We start from the raw sequence: 20,623 nt of genomic DNA, 5'->3' as shown, positions 1-20,623 counted from the left end.
AGCGGGCCCTTTTCGTCTCACACGATTATTTGTTGTCGGACTTGTAGCGGCCCATGCCGGCGACGATCTCGGCCTTGGCTTCGGCAGCGCCGACCCAGCCGTCGATCTTGACCCACTTGCCCTTCTCCAGATCCTTGTAGTGCTCGAAGAAGTGGCCGATGCGCTCCAGCCAGTGGCCCGAGACCTGGGCGATGTCGCGGATGTGGCCGTAGCCGGCGAACACCTTCTCCACCGGGACGACGACGAGCTTCTCGTCAGCGCCGGCTTCGTCGGTCATCTTAAGCATGCCGACCGGGTGGCAGCGGATCACCGAACCGGGGACCAGCGACAGCGGCAGGATCACCAGGGCGTCCAGCGGGTCGCCGTCGCCACCCAGGGTGCCCGGCACGTAGCCGTAGTTGCACGGGTAGCGCATCGGGGTGGAGAGGATGCGGTCGACGAAGATCGCGCCGCTTTCCTTGTCCACTTCGTACTTGACCGGCTCGGCGTCCTTGGGGATTTCGATGATGACGTTGATTTCATCCGGCACGTTCTTGCCGGCGGGGACGAGGTGCAGGCCCATGGGCGTTCCTTGATGCAGTGGGGTTACGAAAAAAGCAGCCCCATAGGATACAAGAAGCCGGACCGGGGGCGCGAAAGGCGCCCCAGAGCCATTCAGCCGGTGGCCGGCGCCGTGGCGGCGCCGGCCGGGAGGGCTTATTTCAGGTGGTCCCAGAGGTAGACGTAGGACAGGGCGTTCATGAAGGCGGCCTGCTTGTTGTCGGCCGCCGCGCCGTGGCCGCCTTCCAGGTTCTCGTAGAAGCTGGCGTTGAAGCCCATGGCCTGCATCCGCGCCGCCATCTTGCGGGCGTGCACCGGGCCCACGCGGTCATCCCGGGTGGACGTGGTGAACAGCACCGCCGGGTAGGCCGTGCCCTTGTGCAGGTTGTGGTACGGCGAGAACGTCTGGATGTACTTCCACTGGTCCGGCTTGTCCGGGTCGCCGTACTCGGCCATCCACGAGGCGCCGGCCGACATGTGCGGGTAGCGCTTCATGTCCAGCAGGGCCACCTGGCTCACCACCGCGCCGTACAGCTGCGGGTACTTGGTCAGCATGTTGCCGGCCAGCAGGCCGCCGTTGCTGCCGCCCATCATGCCCATGTGCTTCGGGGTGGTGATCTTGCGGTCGATCAGGTCCTGCGACACCGCCGCGAAGTCCTCATAGGCACGCGGGCGGTTGGCCTTCAGCGCCGCCTGGTGCCAGCGCGGGCCGTACTCGCCGCCGCCACGGATATTGGCGATGACGTACACGCCACCCTTTTCCAGCCAGGCGCGGCCGGGGCCGGCGAGGTAGGCGGGCTGCAGCGAGATCTCGAAACCGCCGTAGCCGTAGACCAGGGTCGGGTTGTTGCCGTCCGCCTTCATCGTCTTCGGGGCGATCTCGAAGTAGGGCACCTTGGTGCCGTCCTTCGAGGTGGCGAAGTGCTGGCTCACCGCGTACTTCGAGGCATCGAAGAAGGCCGGGGTGTGCTTCAGCGCCTCGCGGTCACCCTGGCCGACCACGCCGTAATACAGCGTGGTCGGCTGCAGGAAGCCGGACACGGTGAGGAAGTACTCGTCGCTCTCGTCGGCATCGATGCCGGTGGCCGACATGGTCGACAGCGCCGGGGCGCCGCCCAGGGCTTCACTCTTCCACGGGCCCGTCGCCGCCGGGGTCAGCACCTGGATCTGGCTGACCACGTCGCGCATGGTGTTGAGGATGAGGTGGCTCTTCGTCCACGAGTGGCTGGCCAGCGAGGTGTGCTCGTCCGGGGTGAACAGCACGGTGATCTCGCGCTTGCCGGCCATGTAGTCGTCGAACTTCGCCGCCAGCAGGGAGCCGGAGGGGTAGGTGGTGCCGCCGACCTTCCAGTCGGTGCGCGGTTCGATCAGCAGCCACTCGCGTTCGACGTCGGTCTCGGCGTCGTTGGGCACGTCGATCTTGGTCAGCTTGCCTTCCTTGCCGCGGACGAACGATTCGCTGTTGTAGAACTCCAGCGCACGCATCACGAACTCGCGCTCGAAGCCCGGGGTGAGGTCGCGGTAGGCCGAGATCGACATGTCGGTCTTCTTGCCTTCGTACACCGTGGTGGCGGATGCCAGCGGCGTGCCGCGCTTCCACTCCTTCACGATGCGCGGGTAGCTCGAATCGGTGGTGCTGCCCGGGCCGAAGTCCGTGGCGACGAACAGGTGGTCGTGGTCGATCCAGGCCACCTGGCTCTTCGCCTCGGGCAGGCTGAAGCCGTCCTTCACGAAGCTGCGCGTGCTGAGGTCGAACTCGCGGATCACGTCCGCGTCCGCACCGCCGCGCGAGAGCGAGACCAGGCAGTAACGGTTTTCCGGCTTCAGGCACTGCACGCCGTGCCACACCCAGTTTTCCTTCTCGGTGGCCGAGAGGGCGTCCAGGTCGATCACGGTTTCCCACGCCGGGCTGTCCTTGCGGTACTCGGCCAGGGTAGTGCGGCGCCAGAGCCCCTTCGGGTTCTTCTTGTCGCGCCACAGGTTGTAGTAGTGGTCCCCGATCTTGCTGACCATGGGGATCTTGGCGTCCGAGTCCAGCATCTCGAGGATGCGGGCGTCGAGCGTCCTGAACTCATCGCTCTCGGCGTACTGGGCGACGGTCCTGGCGTTTTCCTGCTTCACCCATGCGAGCGGCCTGGCGCCGTCGATGTCGTCCAGCCAGAGGTTTTCGTCATCACCCGCGGCCTGGGCGGCCGGGGCAGCGGGGGTCTTGTTCGGTTCGTGTGCCTGGGTCATGCCACTGAAGGTAAGGGCGATGACCAGCGCAATCCAGCGTCGCTGCATGGGCGGGTGATCCTTGGGGTGAAAAAAAAGCCGTGCGGGGGACGATACCCCACGCACGGCCTTTACCTACCCATGACTTCCTACCTAAAGCAGGGGAATCAGCAGCAGGGCGACGATGTTGATGATCTTGATCAGCGGGTTCACGGCGGGGCCGGCGGTGTCCTTGTACGGATCGCCCACGGTATCGCCGGTGACGGCCGCCTTGTGGGCGTCGGAGCCCTTGCCGCCGAAGTTGCCGTCCTCGATGTATTTCTTGGCGTTATCCCACGCGCCGCCGCCGGTGGTCATCGAAATGGCCACGAACAGGCCGGTGACGATGGTGCCGATCAGCACACCGCCCAGCGCCTGCGCCCCGGCCTCGGGGCCGCCCAGCCACTTGAAGCCGAAGATCACCACCACCGGTACCAGCACCGGCAGCAGCGAGGGCAGCAACATTTCGCGGATGGCCGAGCGGGTGAGCATATCCACCGCGCGGGAGTAATCCGGCTTGGTCGTGCCCTGCATGATCCCGGCGATCTCGCGGAACTGTCTGCGAACTTCCTCAACCACCGCGCCCGCGGCCCGGCCTACCGCTTCCATCGCCATGGCGGCAAACAGGTACGGGATGAGGCCGCCGATCAGCAGGCCGATGATCACGTAATGGTTGGAGAGGTCGAAGCGCACCTCCGTGCCACCGAAGTGCAGGTTGAGGTTATGCGTGTAGTCGGCGAACAGCACCAGCGCGGCCAGGCCGGCCGAGCCGATGGCGTAGCCCTTGGTCACCGCCTTGGTCGTGTTGCCCACGGCGTCGAGCGGGTCGGTGACACCGCGGACCTCGGCGGGCAGCTCGGCCATCTCGGCGATGCCGCCGGCGTTGTCGGTGATGGGGCCGTAGGCATCCAGCGCGACGATCATGCCGGTCATGCTCAGCATCGCCGTGGCGGCAATGGCGATGCCGTACAGGCCCGCCAGCGAGAACGCGCCCCAGATGGCCGCGCATACCGCCAGCACCGGCAACGCCGTGGATTTCATCGACACGCCGAGGCCCGCGATGATGTTGGTCGCATGGCCGGTGGTGGACGACTGCGCCACGTGGCGTACCGGCCGATACTCGGTGGCCGTGTAGTACTCGGTGATCACCACCATGGCGCCGGTGAGCACCAGGCCGATGACGGTGCAACCGAACAGGCGGTTGGCGCCAAACGACGAATCGGCCATCAGCGAGTGCGTGATCGGCCAGAAGGCGATGGCCGCGAGCAGCGCGGAGACGAACACGCCGGCGTACAGCGCATTCATGATCTTGCCGCCGCGCGTCTTGACGAAGAATGTACCGATGACCGAGGCCACGATGGACGCGCCGCCGAGGACCAGCGGGTAAAGCACGCCCGAGGGGCCCACTTCGGTGGCCATCACGCCGCCGAGTAGCATGGTGGCGATGAGGGTCACCGCGTAGGTCTCGAACAGGTCGGCGGCCATGCCGGCGCAGTCGCCGACGTTGTCGCCCACGTTGTCCGCGATCACCGCCGGGTTGCGCGGGTCATCCTCGGGGATGCCGGCTTCCACCTTGCCCACCAGGTCCGCGCCGACGTCGGCGCCCTTGGTGAAGATGCCGCCGCCCAGGCGGGCGAAGATCGAGATCAGCGACGAGCCGAAGGCGAAGCCGATCAGGGCATGCAGGGCGTGGGTGCGTTCGTAGCCCATGTGCAGCAGTACGCCGTAATAGCCTGCGACGCCGAGCAGGGCGAGCCCCACTACCAGCATGCCGGTGACGGCACCACCGCGGAAAGCCACGGCCAGGGCAGAAGAAAGGCCGCTCCGGGCGGCCTCTGCGGTACGGACGTTGGCACGAACGGACACGTTCATGCCGATGTAGCCGGTGGCTCCCGAGAGGAGCGCCCCCAGCGCAAAACCGATGGCGGTTCCCCAGTCGAGGAAGATGCCGATCACGAGGAAAAGGACGATGCCGACGACGCCGATGGTGGCGTACTGGCGGTTGAGGTAGGCCCGGGCGCCTTCCTGGATGGCGGCGGCGATTTCCTGCATCCGTTCGTTACCCGGCGAGCGCGCCAGGACCCAACTGACCGAAAATGCACCATACAGAATCGCTACGACCGCACATCCCAGCGCGATCCATAAACCGTACTGCTGCAGCATCGAAGCCTCCCCAAATTGTGGGGACCCAGGTAGGGCCCGGCCTGAGTATAGGCATCGGAGGCGGTGAAACGTGTTGTGCGGTGCAGGAAGCGCGCCCCCTGGCGGGGGCGCGCGGGGTGCTTAGTGCTGAAGCACGATGTCGGTGATGATGCCCGTGGCGACGGCGACCAGCAGGAACTGGCCATCGTCGTCATCGCGCACCCAGTGGTAGCCGCGCGGCGGCTCACGCAGGCGGCGCGTGCGCCAGTCGTCCACGATGACGACGCGGCCGTCATAGCGGTGCCCGCGCTGCCAGTCATGGTGCGCATAGCGCGGGGGCGGCGGGCCGCGGTGGTCGCCGCGGTCGTCGTGCCAGTCGCGGTCGTGGTCATCGTGATGGTCGCGATCATCGTGATGGTCGCGATCATCGTGATGGTCGCGATCGTCATGGTGCTGAGGCGGCGGATCCCAGGCGAACGCCGGGGCGATCGAGCCGGCGGCCACGAGGCAGAACGCGAGTTTGCCAATCATCTTCATTAGTGTCTCTCCGGCTTAGCGGGTGGCAATGTCGAGGATCACGCCAGTCGCCACGGCGACCAGCAGGAAATCATTGTTCTCACGAACCCAGTGGTAACCGCGCGGCGGCTGCCGCAGGCGATAGCTGCCGTAGTCGTACACGACCACGTTGCGGCCGTAGTACCGGTGCCCGCGCTCCCAGTGGCCGTAGTAGCGCGGCGGGGGCGGCGGCGGGCGGTGATAGTAGCCAGGGGCGCCGTGGTAGTAGCCGTGGCCGTAGTAACGCGGCGGCGGGGGCGGGCGATGGCCGTGCCAGCCGTTGTCGTGGTGCCAGTCGCCACGGCCGCGATCGTCGTGGCCGCGGCGGTCGCGGTCATGATCGTGGTCCGGCGCCGGGGCGGCAGCCGCGGCCGTAGTAGCAGCAAGTGCCAGGGCGGCGAGGGCGGTGCGCAGCATCATTTTCATCACGGCTCTCTCAATGACGATCCGCAGGAAGGGGACCGACGATTCGCATCCTAGGAATGGAAACCTGAACGGAGGAGCCGTGTTTTTGAAAGTCTCGCGAAAGCATTAAGTAACGCGACAGCTATTGAACCGGTGCGTTCAGTAAAGCGAGCCCGGCCGAAACTCAAGTGTCAGATTCGACGGGCTTTCCGGGAGGAAGAGCTCGCTGCGCCGTTCAGGTGAGCGCGCCAGGATTTTCCCCTCACGCAGCACGAGCAGTCGGTTGGCCTTCAGCCGGATCGCCTCGTAGGCGTCGCCCGCCTGCAGCAGCACGCAGTCCGCCCGGTTGCCGGGTGCCAGGCCATAGCCCTCCAGGCCGAGCACGCGGGCCGCATTCGTCGTCACCGCATCGAAGCAATGCGCGACGCCGGCGGCCGAGGTCATCTGCGCCACGTGCAGGCCCATGTGCGCCACGTCCAGCATGTCCGCCGAACCCATGCCGTACCAGGGGTCCATCACGCAGTCGTGGCCGAAGGCGACATTGACGCCGGCGGCCAGCAGCTCCGGCACGCGGGTCATGCCGCGGCGCTTCGGGTACGTATCGTGGCGGCCCTGCAAGGTGATGTTGATCAGCGGGTTGGCGATGGCGTGCACGCCCGCTTCGGCGATCAGCGGCAGCAGCTTGGACACGTAGTAGTTGTCCATCGAATGCATGGAGGTGAGGTGCGAACCGGTAACGCGACCCTGCAGCCCGGTGCGCAGCGTCTCCGCCGCCAGCGTTTCGATATGCCGTGACCACGGGTCGTCGGATTCATCGCAGTGCATGTCCACGCGCAGGCCGCGTTCGGCGGCCAGCTCGCACAGCCAGCGGATCGATTCCGCGCCGTCGGCCATCGTGCGTTCGAAATGAGGGATGCCGCCGACCACCTCCACGCCCATGTCGAGCGCGCGCAGCAGGTTGGCCTTCGCGGTCTTCGAACGCAGCAGGCCATCCTGCGGGAAGGCCACCAGCTCCAGGTGCAGGTACGGTGCCACGCGGCGCTTCACTTCCAGCAGCGCCTGCGTCGCCAGCAGGCGGTCGTCGCAGATATCCACGTGGCTGCGGATGGCGAGCAGGCCCTGGGCCACCGCCATGTCGCAGTACGCCATGGCGCGCTTCACCAGTGCGTCGATGGTGAGGTCCGGCTTCAGCTCGCCCCACAGGGCGATGCCTTCGAGCAAGGTGCCCGACGCATTCAGTCGTGGCAGGCCGAGCGACAGCGTCGCATCCATATGGAAGTGCGCATCCACGAACGGCGGCGCCACCAGCCGGCCATGTGCATCGATCTCCTCAACGCCCGTTGCTGGCAACCCCGGCTGGATCGCCGCGAAGCGCCCACCCTCGATGCCGATATCGACATCCCGGCGGCCGTCGGGAAGGGTGGCGTGGCGGATGATCAGGTCCATGGGCGGGCTCCAGGTATCGACCTCCGATGATACCGGCCTTCACGCGGCAAGGAGGCGAAAAAGGCACCATAACCGCACCCATGAAACTGTCCGACAAACTCGCCATCCTCGCCGATGCCGCCAAGTACGATGCCTCGTGCTCGTCCAGTGGCGGCAAGGGGCGCAACTCGCTCGGCACCGGGGGCATCGGCTCCACGGAAGGCATGGGGATCTGCCACGCGTATGCGCCGGACGGGCGCTGTATTTCGCTGTTGAAGATCCTGCTGACCAACTTCTGCGTGTACGACTGCGTGTACTGCGTCAATCGCCGCAGCAGCAACGTGCAGCGCGCCCGCTTCACGGCGGAAGAAGTGGTGAACCTTACCCTGGAGTTCTACCGCCGCAACTACATCGAAGGGTTGTTCCTCTCGTCGGGGATCATCCAGTCGCCGGATTACACGATGGAGCAGCTGGTCCGCGTCGCGCGTTCCCTGCGCGTGGATCACAAGTTCGGTGGGTACATCCATCTGAAGACGATTCCCGATGCGTCGCCGGAACTGATCGACGCGGCCGGCCGCTGGGCGGATCGCCTGAGCATCAACGTGGAGATGCCGACCGAAGGCGGGCTCAAGGCGCTGGCGCCGGAGAAAGACCTCGGCGATATCCGCAGCGCCATGGGTCGCCTGCGCCTGTCCATCGACGAGGCCAGGGCCGAGAAGAAGGCGCCGCGCTTCGCACCGGCGGGGCAGAGCACGCAGATGATCGTCGGCGCGGACAGCGCGAGCGATCGCGACGTGCTCACTGCCAGCACCAACCTCTATACCAACTACCGGCTGCGCCGCGTTTACTACTCGGCCTTCAGCCCGATCCCGGACGCGTCGAAGATCCTCCCGCTGAAGCCGCCACCGCTGGTGCGCGAACATCGCCTCTACCAGGCCGACTGGCTGATGCGTTTCTACGGCTTCCGCGCCGACGAGATCGCGCCGCCGGGTGACGACGGCATGCTTTCGCTGGATGTCGATCCGAAGCTCGCCTGGGCGCTGCGCCACCGCGAGCAGTTTCCCGTGGACGTCAATCGCGCATCGCGCGACATGCTCTTGCGCGTGCCCGGCCTCGGCGTGAAAACCGTGGACAAGATGATCGCCATGCGCGGGCTCAAGCGCATCCGCTACGCGGACCTCATCCGCCTGCGCGTGCCGGTGAAGAAGGTGGCGCCGTTCGTGGAGACGGTGGACCACCGTCCGCGCGGCGACCGCGAAAGCTTCATGCTCCGCCAGGACCTGCGCGAGCCGGCACAGCCCGATCTGTTCGGCTGATGCTGCGGGTTACCCTGGCCGACTCCAGTGACCTGGGCGAATGGCGCGGCAAGGCACGCGCGCTGCTGCTTGCCGGCGTGGAGCCCGTGGATGTGGACTGGGAAGGCATGAGCCTGTTCGGCGGTGACGATGCCGTGCCGCCACCGCTCGATGCGCCCGTCCCCGCGGTACCGCGCGACTTCCTCAACCTGGCGAACACCGTGTTGGCGCATTCGGACCCGCGGCGGCACGCCGTGCTCTATCGCATGCTGTGGCGGCTTACCCACGGCGAGAAGGGCCTGCTGGCGATCGCCACGGATGACGACGTGGCCTGGGCACACACCTGCGTGAAGCAGGTGAACCGCGACATGCACAAGATGAAGGCCTTCGTCCGCTTCCGCGAAGTGGCCGTGGACGAAGGCACCGTCTACGTCGCCTGGTTCGAGCCGGACCACGACATCGTCACCCGCGTCGCACCGTTCTTCGTTCGCCGCTTCACGGGCATGCGCTGGTCGCTGCTGACACCGTCGCGCACCGCGCACTGGGATGGCGAGACGCTGGCGTTCGGGCCGGGGGCGAGCCGCGCGGATGCCCCGTCGGGCGACGCGCTGGAGGATCTCTGGCGCACGTACTACTCAAGCATCTTCAATCCCGCGCGGTTGAAGGTGGACGCGATGCGCCGCGAGATGCCGGTGAAGTACTGGAAGAACCTGCCCGAGGCGTCGCTGATCCCCGGCCTGGTGCGCGATGCGTTGCCGCGGATGCAGGCCATGGTCGAGAAAGAAGCCACGGTGCCGAAGAAGAAGGTGGCGCCACTGCAGAAGGCCGTGGAAGACGCTCCGGAAGGCAGCCTCACCGCGCTGCGCCGCCAGGCGAAAGACTGCCGCGCCTGCGAGCTATGGCGGCCGGCGACGCAGACCGTGTTCGGCGAAGGGCCGGCGGATGCGCGCATCGTCGTCATCGGCGAACAGCCGGGCGACCAGGAAGACCTCGCGGGGAAACCCTTCGTCGGCCCGGCGGGCAAGGTGTTCGACAAGGCCCTCGAGGACGCGGGCGTGCCACGCGAGGCCATGTACGTCACCAACACCGTCAAGCATTTCAAGTTCGAGCCGCGCGGCAAGCGGCGCATCCACAAGCGCGCGAACGCTGACGAACAGGCCGCCTGCCGGCCGTGGCTGGCGGCGGAGATCGACCGGATCCAGCCGGTGGCGCTGGTATGCCTCGGCGCGATGGCAGCGCAGGCCGTGTTCGGGGCGTCGTTCCGGCTGATGGCGCAGCGCGGCCAGTGGATCACGCTGCCCGACGGACGCCGGGCCATGGCAACGGTGCATCCGTCGTACCTGTTGCGGCTGCCGGGCGAGGCGGAGCGGGAGCAGGCGTATGCGGCGTTCGTCGAAGACCTTGGCCGCATACGCGAAGTGCTGGATTAGGCTGGCACGAACTTCTTCAGCTTCTTCGGCACCGACGTGTTCTTCAACGTCACATACACCGGCAAACCATCCTCCCCATACGGCGGCGGTGCCTCGCCCATGATCAGCGGCGCCAGGTAACGCCGTGCCGCCGCCGTGATGCCAAAGCCATCCTTCGAGATGAAGGCCTTCGGCATCTTCTTTTCCTGGTTGGCGATCTTGTCCAGCGGCGCCGCTTCAATCTTCCACTTGTACGGCTCTTCCGAGGTCCGCACGATCACCGGCATCACGGCGTTCAGTCCTTCGGCCGCGTATTCCACCGCCTTCTTGCCCACCGCATAGGCCTGTTCCACGTCCACCTTCGAGGCGATGTGGCGCGCCGAGCGCTGCAGGTAGTCGGGCAGGGCCCAGTGGTATTTGTAGCCGAGCTTCTCGCGCACCAGCGCGGCCAGCACCGGCGACGCGCCGCCGAGCTGCGCGTGGCCAAACGCGTCGCGGGCGCCGGATTCGGCGAGGAACTTGCCGTCGGCACCCTTCACGCCCTCGGACACCACCACCGAGCACCAGCCCACTTTCTCCACCGTGGCCTTCACCCGGGCGAGGAACGTTTCCGGGTCGAACACGTTTTCCGGGAACAGGATGATGTGCGGCGCATCGCCCGGCTTGCTGCCGGCCAGGCCCGCGGCGGCGGCGATCCAGCCCGCGTGGCGACCCATCACCTCCATGATGAACACCTTGGTCGAGGTGTCCGCCATGGAGGCCACGTCCAGGCCGGTCTCGCGCACGGCGATAGCGGTGTACTTGGCCACCGAGCCGAAGCCCGGGCAGTTGTCGGTCACCACGAGGTCGTTATCAATGGTTTTCGGCACGCCGATGCAGTTCACCTCGTAGCCCAGCGTGTGGCCGATCTTCGCCACCTTGTTCGCGGTGTCCGCCGAGTCGTTGCCGCCGTTGTAGAGGAAGGTACGGATGTCGTGCGCCTTGAACACCTCGATCAGGCGCTCGTACTCGGCCCGGTTCTCCTCCAGCGACTTCAGCTTGTAGCGGCAGGAACCGAAGGCGCCGCCGGGCGTGTGCTTCAGCGCGGCGATATTGGCCTTGGCTTCCTTGGTGGTATCGATCAGGTCCTCGCGCAGGGCGCCAAGGATGCCGTTGCGGGCGGCATAGACCGGGATACCCTTGTCGCGGGCGGTCTCGATGACCCCCGCGGCGGTGGCGTTGATGACGGCGGAGACACCGCCCGACTGGGCGTAAAGGATCTTACCGGCGGCCATGCTGCGCTTCCTTCTGGGGCTGTCGAGGGCCCGAGGTTAACCCGTCAGGCGTGGCCGTGGCTTGAAAGCGGCCCCTGCGGCGCACTGCCACGCCCATGTGGCATCCGTTTGACGCGGCGGCGCCCCTCCCGTTACCTTGGGACCCATTTTCTTGTGCCCGGTGGCGGGTTTATCCCGCCCACCCGGTTATTTGGAGCATCAATGCGACTCGTGCTTTTCGGCGCCCCCGGTTCGGGCAAGGGCACCCAGGCCACCCGCCTGAAGGAGCGCCTCGGCGTTCCGCACATCTCCACCGGCGATCTTCTGCGCGGTGAGATCAAGGCAGGCACCGAACTCGGCCTGAAGGCCAAGGGCCTGATGGACGCCGGCCAGCTGCTGCCGGACGACATCATGCTGGGCATCATCGAGCACCGCCTGGGTGAGCCGGACGCCAAGCCGGGCTTCATCCTCGACGGCTACCCTCGCAACCTGGCCCAGGCCGACGCGCTGGACACCGTGCTGGCCCGCATCGGCCAGCCGCTGGACGTGGTGGTGAAGCTCGAGGTGCCGGATTCGGCCATCATCGATCGCTGCGAAGTCCGTTTCGAGAAGGAAGGCCGCCCGGACGACAATCCGGACACGGTCAAGCGTCGCCTCGGCATCTATGCCGACCAGACCGCCCCGGTGGCCGATTTCTACAAGCAGCGCGGCAAGCTGCAGGTGGTCGATGGCGTCGGTGAACTCGACGACGTGACCCAGCGCGTGCTCGATGTCCTGCCGGGTGGCGTCCAGGCCGCCAGCGCCTGATCTAACCCATGCGCGTCCACATCCTTGGTATCTGCGGCACCTTCATGGGCGGCGTCGCCGCCCTCGCGCGCGAACTCGGCCTCCAGGTCGAGGGCTCCGACGCCAACGTGTACCCGCCCATGAGCACCCAGCTCGAAGCCCTCGGCATCGGGCTGATGCAGGGCTACACGGCGGACCACCTGCATCCGGCACCGGACCTGGTGGTGGTCGGCAACGCGATGATCCGCGGCAACCCGGCGGTGGAAGCCATGCTCAACGAGGGCATGCGCTACATCTCCGGCCCGCAGTGGCTGGGCGAAACCCTGCTCGGTGGCCGCGAGGTACTCGCGGTGGCCGGCACGCACGGCAAGACCACCACCACGGCCCTGCTGGCGCACCTGCTCGAGCAGGCCGGCATGGATCCGGGGTTCCTGATCGGCGGCGTGCCCGGCAACTTCGATGTCTCGGCACGGCGCGGTGGGGGCAAGCCCTTCGTCATCGAGGCGGACGAGTACGACTCGGCCTTCTTCGACAAGCGCTCGAAGTTCGTCCACTACCGGCCGCGCATCGCCATCCTCAACAACCTGGAATACGACCACGCGGATATCTTCCCCGACGTGGCCGCCATCCAGCGCCAGTTCCACCACCTCGTGCGCACGGTGCCCGGCAACGGCCGGCTCATCGTCAATGGCGAAGACCCGTACCTGGCCGAGGTGCTGGCCATGGGTGCGTGGACGCCGGTGGAAACCTTCGGCATCGATACCGGCGACTGGCGCGCGGAGCTCATCGCCGCCGACGGCTCGCATTTCCGGGTGATCCGCCAGGGCACGCCGCTGGGCGAGGTCCGCTGGGGCTCGCTGGGCCGGCATAACGTGATGAACGCGCTGGCCGCGCTCGCCGCGGCCACGGCGCACGGTGCGGATCCGGTGGCCCTGCTGCCGGCCTTCACGAGCTTTGCCAGCGCCCGCCGGCGCATGGAAGTCATCGGGGACGCCCGCGGCGTTACCGTGTACGACGACTTCGCCCATCACCCGACCGCCATCGCCACCACGCTGGCCGGGTTGCGCGCGAAGGTTGGCAAGGCACGCATCCTTGTCGCGCTGGAGCCGCGCTCGAACAGCATGCGCCTGGGTGCGCACGCCGACGCGCTCGCGCCTTCGCTGGCCGATGCGGACCGCGTGGTGTTCCTGCAGCGCCCCGAACTGCCGTGGGACGCCGGCAAGGTCACCGGTGCCCTCGACGGACGCGGAACCACGGTGCCGACGGTGGAGGCCCTGGTCGACGCGCTGGCCACCCAGGCCGGTGAGGGGGACCACGTGGTGTTCATGTCCAACGGCGGCTTCGAAGGCGCACCGCGCCGCTTCTTCACGGCGCTCCGCGCAGGTTAGACTGGTGGGCATGGCCGCGAGCACGCCCACCCTCGACCTCCCGCTGTTCCCCCTGGCGAATGTCCTGTTCCCGGGCGGGCATCTGCAGCTGCGGATTTTCGAACCGCGCTACATCGACCTCGTCCGCGAATGCGCACGCACAGGCCGTAGCTTCGGCGTCTGCCTGATCCTTGAGGGCCGCGAAGCCGGCCAGCCGGCCGTGCCCGCCGCGGTGGGCACCCTGGCGACCATCACCGATTTCCACACCCGCGAAGATGGCCTGCTCGGCATCGTCGCCGAAGGCGGCCAGCGCTTCCGCGTCACGCGCACGCGCGTGCGTTCGGATGGCCAGGTGCGTGGTGACATCAAAACGTGGCTGCCGGAAGAATCGATCCCGGTACCCACCGAGCTCAACCTGCTCACCACCATCCTCGAGCGCCTCGCCGAACAGATGGGCCCGCCGTGGCGGCACGACATCGCCGGCCGTGCCGACAGCGATGCAAGCTGGGTGGGTTTCCGCCTGTGCGAACTGCTGCCGCTGGATCCGGACGAATGCCAGCACATGCTCGAGCTGGACGATCCGCTGCAACGCCTCGCCGAACTTCGAGACATCCTCCCGCGCTTCCAGCGCGCCTGAGTACGCCGCCATGACATCGCTTGCCGGGAAGACCCTGTTTATCACTGGTGCCTCCCGCGGCATCGGCCTGGCGATCGGCCTGCGCGCCGCGCGCGATGGCGCCAACGTGGTGATCGCCGCGAAGAGCAGCGTCGCCAATCCGAAGCTGCCCGGCACCATCCACACCGCCGCCGCGGAGATCGAAGCGGCGGGCGGCAAGGCGCTCGCGCTGAAAGTGGATATCCGCGAGGAAGACGAAGTGCGCATGGCCGCGGCCACTGCGGCCGAGCGTTTCGGTGGCATCGACATCGTGGTGAACAACGCCAGCGCCATCTGGCTGGCGGGCACCGAGAACACGCCGATGAAGCGTTTCGACCTGATGCACCAGGTGAACACGCGCGGCACGTTCCTCGTCACGCAGGCCTGCCTGCCGTTCCTGAAAGACGCCGAAAACCCGCACGTGTTGATGCTCTCGCCACCGCCGAGCATCGACCCGCACTGGTACGCACCGCACGTGGCGTACACCATCGCCAAGTTCGGGATGAGCCAGTGCGTGCTCGGCATGGCGCCCGAGTTCGCGCCGATGGGCGTGGCCGTCAATGCGCTGTGGCCGAAAACCGTGATCGCCACGGCAGCCATCGCGATGATCGACGGGGTGAAGGCCGACAACTGCCGCCGCCCCGAGATCGTGGCCGATGCCGCGCATGCGGTGCTGACCCGCCCGGCGCGCAGCTTCACCGGCCACTTCTGCATCGACGAAGACGTTTTGCGTGAAGAAGGCGTGACGGATTTCGATCACTACGCCGTCACCCCGGGGCAGCCACTACTACCGGACTTGTTTCTCTAGCAAGCGCAAAACGCCACTCCAACCGCTGTGTGAGCTAGCCCGTTTGGTGTATGGCCGGTTTTTGCATGCCGGGGTAACGTCAGTTCGTCGTCGCGTGGCATGACATGACACGCAACGGTGTGGGGCTTGCCGGCCTGCAGGGGGTGCCGGCGGCGGGTCCAAGGGTGAACCCGCTACAGCCGGCAGCAGGCCACTGAACGTGTTGAGGAGCAGGCATGTCGCGCGGGGAATCGACGGGGCGGTGCGTCGTCTGGGTAGGTAGGCCGAGCGTTGAAGAACATTTCGGACTGATACGGGCCGGCTGGCGCACGCTGGTGGCCGACCCGGCCCGGCTGGACAGCGCGTTGCCGGAATGCGGGGAGACGGCCATTGCCGTCGTGGACCTCCGGGCAGGTGCCCAGGCGGCCGTGCGCGTGCTCCAGGAACTGCGTGGGAACCATCCGGGCCTGGCCTGGATCGGGCTTACCGGCCATCGCACGCCGGCCAACGAACCTTCCATCCAGCATGTACTGCCGCAGGCTTTCGAGCTGATCGACGGTGCGTCCTCGCTCCAGGCGCTGCGCCTGGCGCTGCAACGCGTGCCCGCCGACGGACTTCCCGTGCCTGATGACGACCAGCCCAGCGTGATGACCGGCAATAGCCCGGCGATCCGCGCGCTTTCGCAGAACATCCGCAAATTTGCCCCGGTGGAGCTCCCGCTGCTGATCACCGGCGAAACCGGTACCGGCAAGGAGATGGCCGCCCGGGCCCTTCACCAGCTTTCCGGCCGCCGCGAGCAGCCGTTCGCCGCCATCAACTGCGGCGCCTTGCCGGCCAACCTCGTGCAGTCCGAACTGTTCGGCCATGAGCGGGGCTCGTTCACCGGCGCCACGGCCCGGCGCATCGGTCATTTCGAAAGCGCCGACGGCGGCACCGTGTTCCTCGACGAAATCGGCGACCTGCCGCTGGATGCCCAGACCAACCTGCTGCGCGTGCTGCAGGAAGGCACCATCGAGCGCATCGGCAGCTGCCATTCCATCAAGGTGAACGTGCGCGTCCTGGCCGCCACCCACGTGGACCTGGAAAAGGCGGTGGCCCAGGGCCGCTTCCGTGAAGACCTGTTCTACCGCCTCAACGTCCTGCGCCTGCGCATGCCGCCGCTGCGCGAACGCAACGGCGATATCGAACTGCTGGCCCAGCACTTCCTGGATGCCTTCCGCGAAAGCTACGGCACCCGCGCCCGCGCCTTCAGCACGGCCGCGCGCAAGGCCATGAATGCCTTCGCCTGGCCGGGCAACGTCCGGGAGCTGATGAACCGGGTGCAGCGGGCGGCGGTCATCGCCGACGATGCGCTGATCACCCCGGACGACCTCGAGCTCAATGCCGATCTCCCGGGCATCGACCGCGACAGCCTGGGCAGTGCACGCACTTCGGCCGAGCGCGAGGCCATCGTGGATTGCCTGCGGGCGAGCGCCTTCAACATCAGCGAGTGCGCTCGCCGGCTCCGGGTCTCCCGCGTCACGGTGTATCGGCTGTGCAAGAAGCACCAGCTGGCCCTCGATCAATTGCGGTAGCGCCGCGGCTCCCCTACGGAAAAGAAAACTCCCGGTCCTCTGGGGGACCGGGAGTTCCCGTTCGATCGTCCGGCTTGGCAGGGTCGTCGGTCGAGCGAACACCGTGGCTTTCCAGGGCCTCACAAGGGATGGAGCAAGCCGCATGCCACCCGGGCCGCCTGTTGATTCGCAAGGAATTTCTACCTTCTGCCGATTTTCGCTTCGTTCATCGGCTGTAGCGTTCTGTAACAGGCCGTTACAACAACGGAACAGGCGTTGTCCGCGCGGCCCGCGCCTTATACGATGGGGATCCGGCGCGGTGCACCATCGGCGCGCGGGCATCGGATCGATGTCGGACCGCAGAACGTACCGTGCGATTCCATCCGTTACTGTTTGGGGCCAGGCGCTGCGGCCGGGTCCGGGAGTCGTTACATGTCGTCGCATCCTGTCGAACCCTCCGATCTCATCGGCCTGGGCAAGCGCTATTGGTTGTCCGTTTACCGTCCCCGTGATGTCGTCCTCGACCACGGCAAGGGCGCGCGCGTGTGGGACACCGAAGGCCGCGACTACCTTGATTTTGGTGCCGGCATCGCCGTGAACGCCCTGGGCCACCAGGAGCCCGACATGGTCGAGGCCCTCGTCGCCCAGGCGCACAAGCTGTGGCACGCCAGCAACGTGTTCTGGACCGAGCCGCCGCTGCGCCTCGCGGAAGAACTGGTCGAGCACGCGCCGTTCGCCGAGCGCGTGTTCCTGTGCAACTCCGGTACCGAAGCGAACGAAGCCGCGATCAAGCTGGTGCGCAAATGGGCCGCCGGCGAAGGCCGCGCCCCGGAAAACCGCGTCATCATCACCTTCCTCGGTTCGTTCCACGGCCGCACGCTGGCCTCGGTGACGGCCACCGCGCAGCCGAAGTACCAGGAGGGCTACGAGCCGCTCCCGGGTGGCTTCCGCTACGTGGCGTTCAACGACGAAGCCGCTTTGGAAGAGGCCTTCGCCAAGGGCGGCGTCGCCGCGGTGATGGTCGAGCCGGTGCAGGGCGAAGGCGGTGTCACGCCGGCCGCGCCGGGCTTCCTGAAGAAGATCCGTGAACTGTGCGATGCCCACAACGCGCTGATGGTGCTGGATGAAATCCAGTGCGGCATGGGCCGTACCGGCACCTTGTTCGCGCACACGCACGACCACGTCACGCCGGACATCGTCACGCTGGCCAAGGCGCTCGGCGCCGGTTTCCCGATCGGCGCGATGCTGGTGGGTGCGAAAGTCTCCGAGGTGATGCAGTTCGGTGCGCATGGCACCACGTTCGGCGGCAACCCGATGGCCGCCGCCGTCGCACGCGTCGCCCTGCGCAAGCTTGCCTCGCCGGCCATCCTGCTCAACGTCGAGCGCCAGGCCAACGACATCCGTGCCGGGCTCAACAAGCTCAACCACGAATTCCATCTGTTCTCGGAAATCCGTGGCCGCGGCCTGATGATCGGCGCGGTGCTCAGCGATACGTTCAAGGGTCGCGCTGGCGAAATCCTCGACATCGCCGCGGCGCATGGCCTGCTCATCCTGCAGGCGGGCCCGGACGTGCTGCGCATCGTGCCGCCGTTGAACATCACGGACGAAGAAACCGCCGCCGGCCTGGAACGCCTGCACGCGGCACTGGCGGAGTTCGCCAGCCGCGAGGCCAAGGTGGCGTGATCAACGTCGCCTGATAAAACAAAGGCCCCGGTGCGCAACACCGGGGCCTTTTTTTACCTGCGGGTTTTACCGGCGCGTCAGGCGAGCGTTGCGAAGACGGCATCCGCCGCCGCGATGGTCTCGTCGATCACCGCATCCGTGTGCGCGCTCGACACGAAGCCCGCTTCAAACGCCGACGGCGCGAGATACACGCCACGCTCCAGCATGCCGTGGAAGAAGCGGTTGAACGCCGCGACATCCGCCGTGGTCGCCTGCGCATACGTCTCCACCGTTTCCGCGGTGAAGAACAGGCCGAACATCGCACCCACGCGATTCACGCTGAAGGGGATGCCATGCTTCGTCGCCGCGGCAGCAATGCCGTCGGTGAGCTTCACGGTGCGTGCGGCGAGGTCGTCATAGAAGCCCGGCGCCTGGATCAGCTGGAGCATCGCCAGGCCCGCGGCCATGGCCACCGGGTTACCCGAGAGCGTGCCGGCCTGGTACACCGGGCCCGCCGGTGCCACCTGTTCCATCAGGTCGCGGCGGCCGCCGTACGCACCCACCGGCATGCCGCCGCCGATGATCTTGCCGAAGCAGGTGAGGTCCGGCGTGATGCCGTAATGCGCCTGCGCACCGCCCAGGGCGACGCGGAAGCCAGTCATCACTTCGTCGAAAATCAGCAGCACGCCGTGCGCCGTGCACAGCTCGCGCAGTGCCTGCAGGTAACCGGCCTTCGGCGGGATGCAGTTCATGTTGCCGGCTACCGGCTCGATGATCAGGCCGGCGATATCCGCACCGTGCTCCGCGAACATAGCTTTCGCGGCGTCGATGTCGTTGTACGGCAGCGTCAGCGTGAGGTCGGCCGCGGCCTTCGGCACGCCGGGCGAGGTCGGCACGCCAAACGTCAGCGCGCCGGAGCCGGCCTTCACCAGGAAGCTGTCGCCGTGGCCGTGGTAACAGCCCTCGAACTTCACGATCTTGTTGCGGCCGGTGGCGCCACGGGCCAGGCGGATCGCCGACATCGTCGCCTCGGTGCCCGAATTCACCATGCGCACCATGTCCACCGAGGGAATCAGGCCGACGATCGTCTCGGCCATGGTCACTTCAGCGGGGCAGGGGGTGCCGAAGGAGAGGCCGTCCTGTGCCGCCTTCACCACCGCCTCGCGCACCGCCGGGTGGTTGTGCCCGGCGATCATCGGGCCCCACGAGCCCACGTAGTCGATATAGCGCTTGCCTTCCACGTCCCACAGGTACGCACCGTCGGCGCGCGCGGTGAAGAACGGCTCGCCACCCACCGACTTGAAGGCGCGGACGGGCGAATTCACGCCACCGGGCAGCAGCTGGCGGGCGCGGGCAAAGAGTTCGTGGTTCGTGGTCATTGAATGATTCCGGGACGGGCGTCGAAAAGATCGGTGAAGCGGCGCGTGGCGGCCTGGATGTCCGGCGCCGCGAAAATGGCCGATACCACCGCCACGTAATCCGCGCCGGCATCGATCACCGTCTTTGTATTGTCGGGGGTGAGGCCGCCAATCGCCACGACGGGAAGGCCCAGCTGGGCCGCCTGCGTCAATACGTCGTGGGTGGTCACCGGGGCGTGCGGCTTGGTCGTGGAAGGGTACATGGCGCCAAAACCCAGGTAATCCGCGCCCTCATCGCGCATCTGCCGGGCGCGCTCCAGCGAGCCGTAGCAGGAGACGCCGATGATGGCGTCGGGGCCCAGGGCGGCCCGGGCCTCCGCGATCGACACATCCTGGAAGCCCACGTGCACGCCGGCGGCACCCGTGGCCTTCGCCAGGGCGACGTCGTCATTGATAATCAGGGGCACCCCGTAACGGGCGCAGATCGAGGCCAGCTCGGTGGCCTCCTGCAGGCGGCGCTCCGCATCCGTCGTCTTGTCGCGGTACTGGAGCAGCCGCGCACCGCCGGCCAGGGCCGCCTCCACGGCCGCAAACAGGTCATCGCGGGGGCCGTCGGTGATGGCGTAGACGCCCTTGCCACGGAGCTGGGTAGGGAGGAGGGTGCTCATGGGGATCCTTCGCTAGTGAGACGGCACCGCGCTATCGCGGCAACGCCGGGGGTGACAGAATGAGAGACTTTCCAGTGAAACAGTACGCCAGGCCATGAGCAACGAGACCAATACCGCAACCCGCAAATGGATGTGCGTCGTCTGCGGCTTCATTTATGACGAAGCGCTGGGCCTTCCGGACGAGGACATCGCCCCCGGTACCCGCTGGGAAGATATCCCGGATACCTGGACATGCCCGGACTGCGGCGTGACCAAGGACGACTTCGAGATGGTCGAGATCGACTGAGTCACCCGGCCCGCACGCGGCGTTGGATGAGGCTGACACCATTTCGCCTCATTCCGCCACGCCGGCGGCCCAAAAGCCTGCTTTCATGATCCCAAGGCCACGCAACGTGGCCGAATGCGGAGAAAGCGGCCATGCAGCAATTCATCCCCTTCAACGACCAGTGGGACGACCTGGCGGCCCTGGTGCCATACCAGGCCGATCCGGCCGCCTCGCGCGCGCCCGTC

At 67.0% G+C, this 20,623-nt stretch carries 19 protein-coding genes (1 of these 19 cut by a window edge); 10 read left to right on the top strand and 9 right to left on the bottom strand.

The features are described 5' to 3' along the window. Nucleotides 1-25 precede the first annotated feature (25 nt). The 6 genes from ppa to FIV34_RS18125 form a co-directional block, all read right to left on the bottom strand. The gene (gene ppa, locus FIV34_RS18150) at nt 26-562 is read right to left on the bottom strand and encodes an inorganic diphosphatase (RefSeq protein ID WP_139984916.1); all 537 of its coding nucleotides are present in this window, start codon (nt 560-562) and stop codon (nt 26-28) included. A gap of 134 nt (nt 563-696) precedes the next feature. Further along, nucleotides 697-2,823 (bottom strand): prolyl oligopeptidase family serine peptidase, encoded by a 2,127-nt coding sequence (locus FIV34_RS18145; protein ID WP_139984915.1) that lies wholly within the window; start codon nt 2,821-2,823, stop codon nt 697-699. Nucleotides 2,824-2,907: 84 nt separating this feature from the next. Further along, a complete protein-coding gene (locus tag FIV34_RS18140) occupies nt 2,908-4,956 on the bottom strand; it encodes a sodium-translocating pyrophosphatase (RefSeq protein ID WP_139984914.1) in 2,049 nt (682 codons plus the stop codon). 120 nt (nt 4,957-5,076) lie between these two features. Then, entirely contained in the window at nt 5,077-5,472 is a 396-nt protein-coding gene (locus tag FIV34_RS18135) for an RcnB family protein (RefSeq protein ID WP_139984913.1), read from the bottom strand. A gap of 15 nt (nt 5,473-5,487) precedes the next feature. After that, on the bottom strand, nt 5,488-5,916 hold the full coding sequence (locus FIV34_RS18130; RefSeq protein ID WP_139984912.1) for an RcnB family protein: 429 nt from the start codon (nt 5,914-5,916) through the stop codon (nt 5,488-5,490). A gap of 138 nt (nt 5,917-6,054) precedes the next feature. After that, nucleotides 6,055-7,341, bottom strand: coding sequence for an amidohydrolase family protein (locus FIV34_RS18125; RefSeq protein ID WP_139984911.1), 1,287 nt, complete (start codon nt 7,339-7,341; stop codon nt 6,055-6,057). 80 nt (nt 7,342-7,421) lie between these two features. Between FIV34_RS18125 and FIV34_RS18120 the strand changes: the two genes are divergently transcribed. Together FIV34_RS18120 and FIV34_RS18115 are read left to right on the top strand one after the other, a co-directional pair. Further along, complete coding sequence (locus FIV34_RS18120) at nt 7,422-8,636, top strand: putative DNA modification/repair radical SAM protein (RefSeq protein WP_139984910.1); 1,215 nt, start codon at nt 7,422-7,424, stop codon at nt 8,634-8,636. After that, complete coding sequence (locus FIV34_RS18115; protein ID WP_139984909.1) at nt 8,636-10,045, top strand: UdgX family uracil-DNA binding protein; 1,410 nt, start codon at nt 8,636-8,638, stop codon at nt 10,043-10,045. The genes FIV34_RS18120 and FIV34_RS18115 overlap by 1 nt, the downstream gene beginning before the upstream one ends. Here FIV34_RS18115 and FIV34_RS18110 read toward each other — a convergent pair. Then, nucleotides 10,042-11,298, bottom strand: coding sequence for a 6-phosphofructokinase (locus tag FIV34_RS18110; protein ID WP_139984908.1), 1,257 nt, complete (start codon nt 11,296-11,298; stop codon nt 10,042-10,044). The genes FIV34_RS18115 and FIV34_RS18110 overlap by 4 nt on opposite strands. Before the next feature lie 201 nt (nt 11,299-11,499). On the opposite strand from FIV34_RS18110, the gene FIV34_RS18105 reads away from it, so the two are divergent. From FIV34_RS18105 to FIV34_RS18080, 6 genes are all read left to right on the top strand, one after another. After that, nucleotides 11,500-12,084: an adenylate kinase gene (locus FIV34_RS18105; protein ID WP_139984907.1), complete on the top strand. Its 585-nt coding sequence runs from the start codon at nt 11,500-11,502 to the stop codon at nt 12,082-12,084. Nucleotides 12,085-12,092: 8 nt separating this feature from the next. Next, a complete protein-coding gene (gene mpl, locus FIV34_RS18100) occupies nt 12,093-13,451 on the top strand; it encodes a UDP-N-acetylmuramate:L-alanyl-gamma-D-glutamyl-meso-diaminopimelate ligase (RefSeq protein ID WP_139984906.1) in 1,359 nt (452 codons plus the stop codon). A 10-nt stretch (nt 13,452-13,461) separates the two neighbouring features. Further along, a complete protein-coding gene (locus tag FIV34_RS18095) occupies nt 13,462-14,067 on the top strand; it encodes an LON peptidase substrate-binding domain-containing protein (protein WP_139984905.1) in 606 nt (201 codons plus the stop codon). Nucleotides 14,068-14,077: 10 nt separating this feature from the next. Next, complete coding sequence (locus tag FIV34_RS18090) at nt 14,078-14,893, top strand: SDR family oxidoreductase (protein WP_139984904.1); 816 nt, start codon at nt 14,078-14,080, stop codon at nt 14,891-14,893. 215 nt (nt 14,894-15,108) lie between these two features. Continuing rightward, the gene (locus tag FIV34_RS18085) at nt 15,109-16,446 is read left to right on the top strand and encodes a sigma-54 interaction domain-containing protein (protein ID WP_139984903.1); all 1,338 of its coding nucleotides are present in this window, start codon (nt 15,109-15,111) and stop codon (nt 16,444-16,446) included. 411 nt (nt 16,447-16,857) lie between these two features. Next, on the top strand, nt 16,858-18,108 hold the full coding sequence (locus FIV34_RS18080) for an acetylornithine/succinylornithine family transaminase (RefSeq protein WP_139984902.1): 1,251 nt from the start codon (nt 16,858-16,860) through the stop codon (nt 18,106-18,108). Nucleotides 18,109-18,185: 77 nt separating this feature from the next. On the opposite strand, the gene hemL is transcribed toward FIV34_RS18080, so the two are convergent. Both hemL and thiE read right to left on the bottom strand, forming a co-directional pair. After that, nucleotides 18,186-19,466 (bottom strand): glutamate-1-semialdehyde 2,1-aminomutase, encoded by a 1,281-nt coding sequence (gene hemL / locus FIV34_RS18075; protein ID WP_139984901.1) that lies wholly within the window; start codon nt 19,464-19,466, stop codon nt 18,186-18,188. Further along, the gene (gene thiE, locus FIV34_RS18070; RefSeq protein WP_139984900.1) at nt 19,463-20,113 is read right to left on the bottom strand and encodes a thiamine phosphate synthase; all 651 of its coding nucleotides are present in this window, start codon (nt 20,111-20,113) and stop codon (nt 19,463-19,465) included. The genes hemL and thiE overlap by 4 nt, the downstream gene beginning before the upstream one ends. Before the next feature lie 94 nt (nt 20,114-20,207). Here thiE and FIV34_RS18065 point away from each other — a divergent pair, with 94 nt between their 5' ends. Both FIV34_RS18065 and FIV34_RS21045 read left to right on the top strand, forming a co-directional pair. Then, nucleotides 20,208-20,399 carry a rubredoxin gene (locus FIV34_RS18065; protein ID WP_139984899.1) on the top strand — a complete coding sequence of 64 codons (192 nt, stop codon included), beginning with the start codon at nt 20,208-20,210 and terminating at the stop codon, nt 20,397-20,399. 131 nt (nt 20,400-20,530) lie between these two features. Then, a protein-coding gene (locus tag FIV34_RS21045; protein WP_170207654.1) for a hypothetical protein crosses the window boundary here: on the top strand, nt 20,531-20,623 show its 5' portion. 78 nt of this gene lie beyond the right edge of the window; the window shows 93 of its 171 coding nt (coding positions 1-93); it begins with the start codon at nt 20,531-20,533; its stop codon lies beyond the right edge, outside the window.

The organism is Luteibacter pinisoli (genome assembly GCF_006385595.1).
Classification (GTDB): Bacteria; Pseudomonadota; Gammaproteobacteria; order Xanthomonadales; family Rhodanobacteraceae; genus Luteibacter; species Luteibacter pinisoli.
This window is presented reverse-complemented; position numbering and strand designations above follow the sequence as displayed.

Excerpts from the sequence above, each read along its gene's own strand:
- ppa (WP_139984916.1), bottom strand. The coding sequence starts at position 562 with ATGGGCCTGCACCTCGTCCCCGCCGGCAAGAACGTGCCGGATGAAATC.
- FIV34_RS18145 (WP_139984915.1), bottom strand. The coding sequence starts at position 2,823 with ATGCAGCGACGCTGGATTGCGCTGGTCATCGCCCTTACCTTCAGTGGC.
- FIV34_RS18140 (WP_139984914.1), bottom strand. The coding sequence starts at position 4,956 with ATGCTGCAGCAGTACGGTTTATGGATCGCGCTGGGATGTGCGGTCGTA.
- FIV34_RS18135 (WP_139984913.1), bottom strand. The coding sequence starts at position 5,472 with ATGAAGATGATTGGCAAACTCGCGTTCTGCCTCGTGGCCGCCGGCTCG.
- FIV34_RS18130 (WP_139984912.1), bottom strand. The coding sequence starts at position 5,916 with ATGAAAATGATGCTGCGCACCGCCCTCGCCGCCCTGGCACTTGCTGCT.
- FIV34_RS18125 (WP_139984911.1), bottom strand. The coding sequence starts at position 7,341 with ATGGACCTGATCATCCGCCACGCCACCCTTCCCGACGGCCGCCGGGAT.
- FIV34_RS18120 (WP_139984910.1), top strand. The coding sequence starts at position 7,422 with ATGAAACTGTCCGACAAACTCGCCATCCTCGCCGATGCCGCCAAGTAC.
- FIV34_RS18115 (WP_139984909.1), top strand. The coding sequence starts at position 8,636 with ATGCTGCGGGTTACCCTGGCCGACTCCAGTGACCTGGGCGAATGGCGC.
- FIV34_RS18110 (WP_139984908.1), bottom strand. The coding sequence starts at position 11,298 with ATGGCCGCCGGTAAGATCCTTTACGCCCAGTCGGGCGGTGTCTCCGCC.
- FIV34_RS18105 (WP_139984907.1), top strand. The coding sequence starts at position 11,500 with ATGCGACTCGTGCTTTTCGGCGCCCCCGGTTCGGGCAAGGGCACCCAG.
- mpl (WP_139984906.1), top strand. The coding sequence starts at position 12,093 with ATGCGCGTCCACATCCTTGGTATCTGCGGCACCTTCATGGGCGGCGTC.
- FIV34_RS18095 (WP_139984905.1), top strand. The coding sequence starts at position 13,462 with ATGGCCGCGAGCACGCCCACCCTCGACCTCCCGCTGTTCCCCCTGGCG.
- FIV34_RS18090 (WP_139984904.1), top strand. The coding sequence starts at position 14,078 with ATGACATCGCTTGCCGGGAAGACCCTGTTTATCACTGGTGCCTCCCGC.
- FIV34_RS18085 (WP_139984903.1), top strand. The coding sequence starts at position 15,109 with ATGTCGCGCGGGGAATCGACGGGGCGGTGCGTCGTCTGGGTAGGTAGG.
- FIV34_RS18080 (WP_139984902.1), top strand. The coding sequence starts at position 16,858 with ATGTCGTCGCATCCTGTCGAACCCTCCGATCTCATCGGCCTGGGCAAG.
- hemL (WP_139984901.1), bottom strand. The coding sequence starts at position 19,466 with ATGACCACGAACCACGAACTCTTTGCCCGCGCCCGCCAGCTGCTGCCC.
- thiE (WP_139984900.1), bottom strand. The coding sequence starts at position 20,113 with ATGAGCACCCTCCTCCCTACCCAGCTCCGTGGCAAGGGCGTCTACGCC.
- FIV34_RS18065 (WP_139984899.1), top strand. The coding sequence starts at position 20,208 with ATGAGCAACGAGACCAATACCGCAACCCGCAAATGGATGTGCGTCGTC.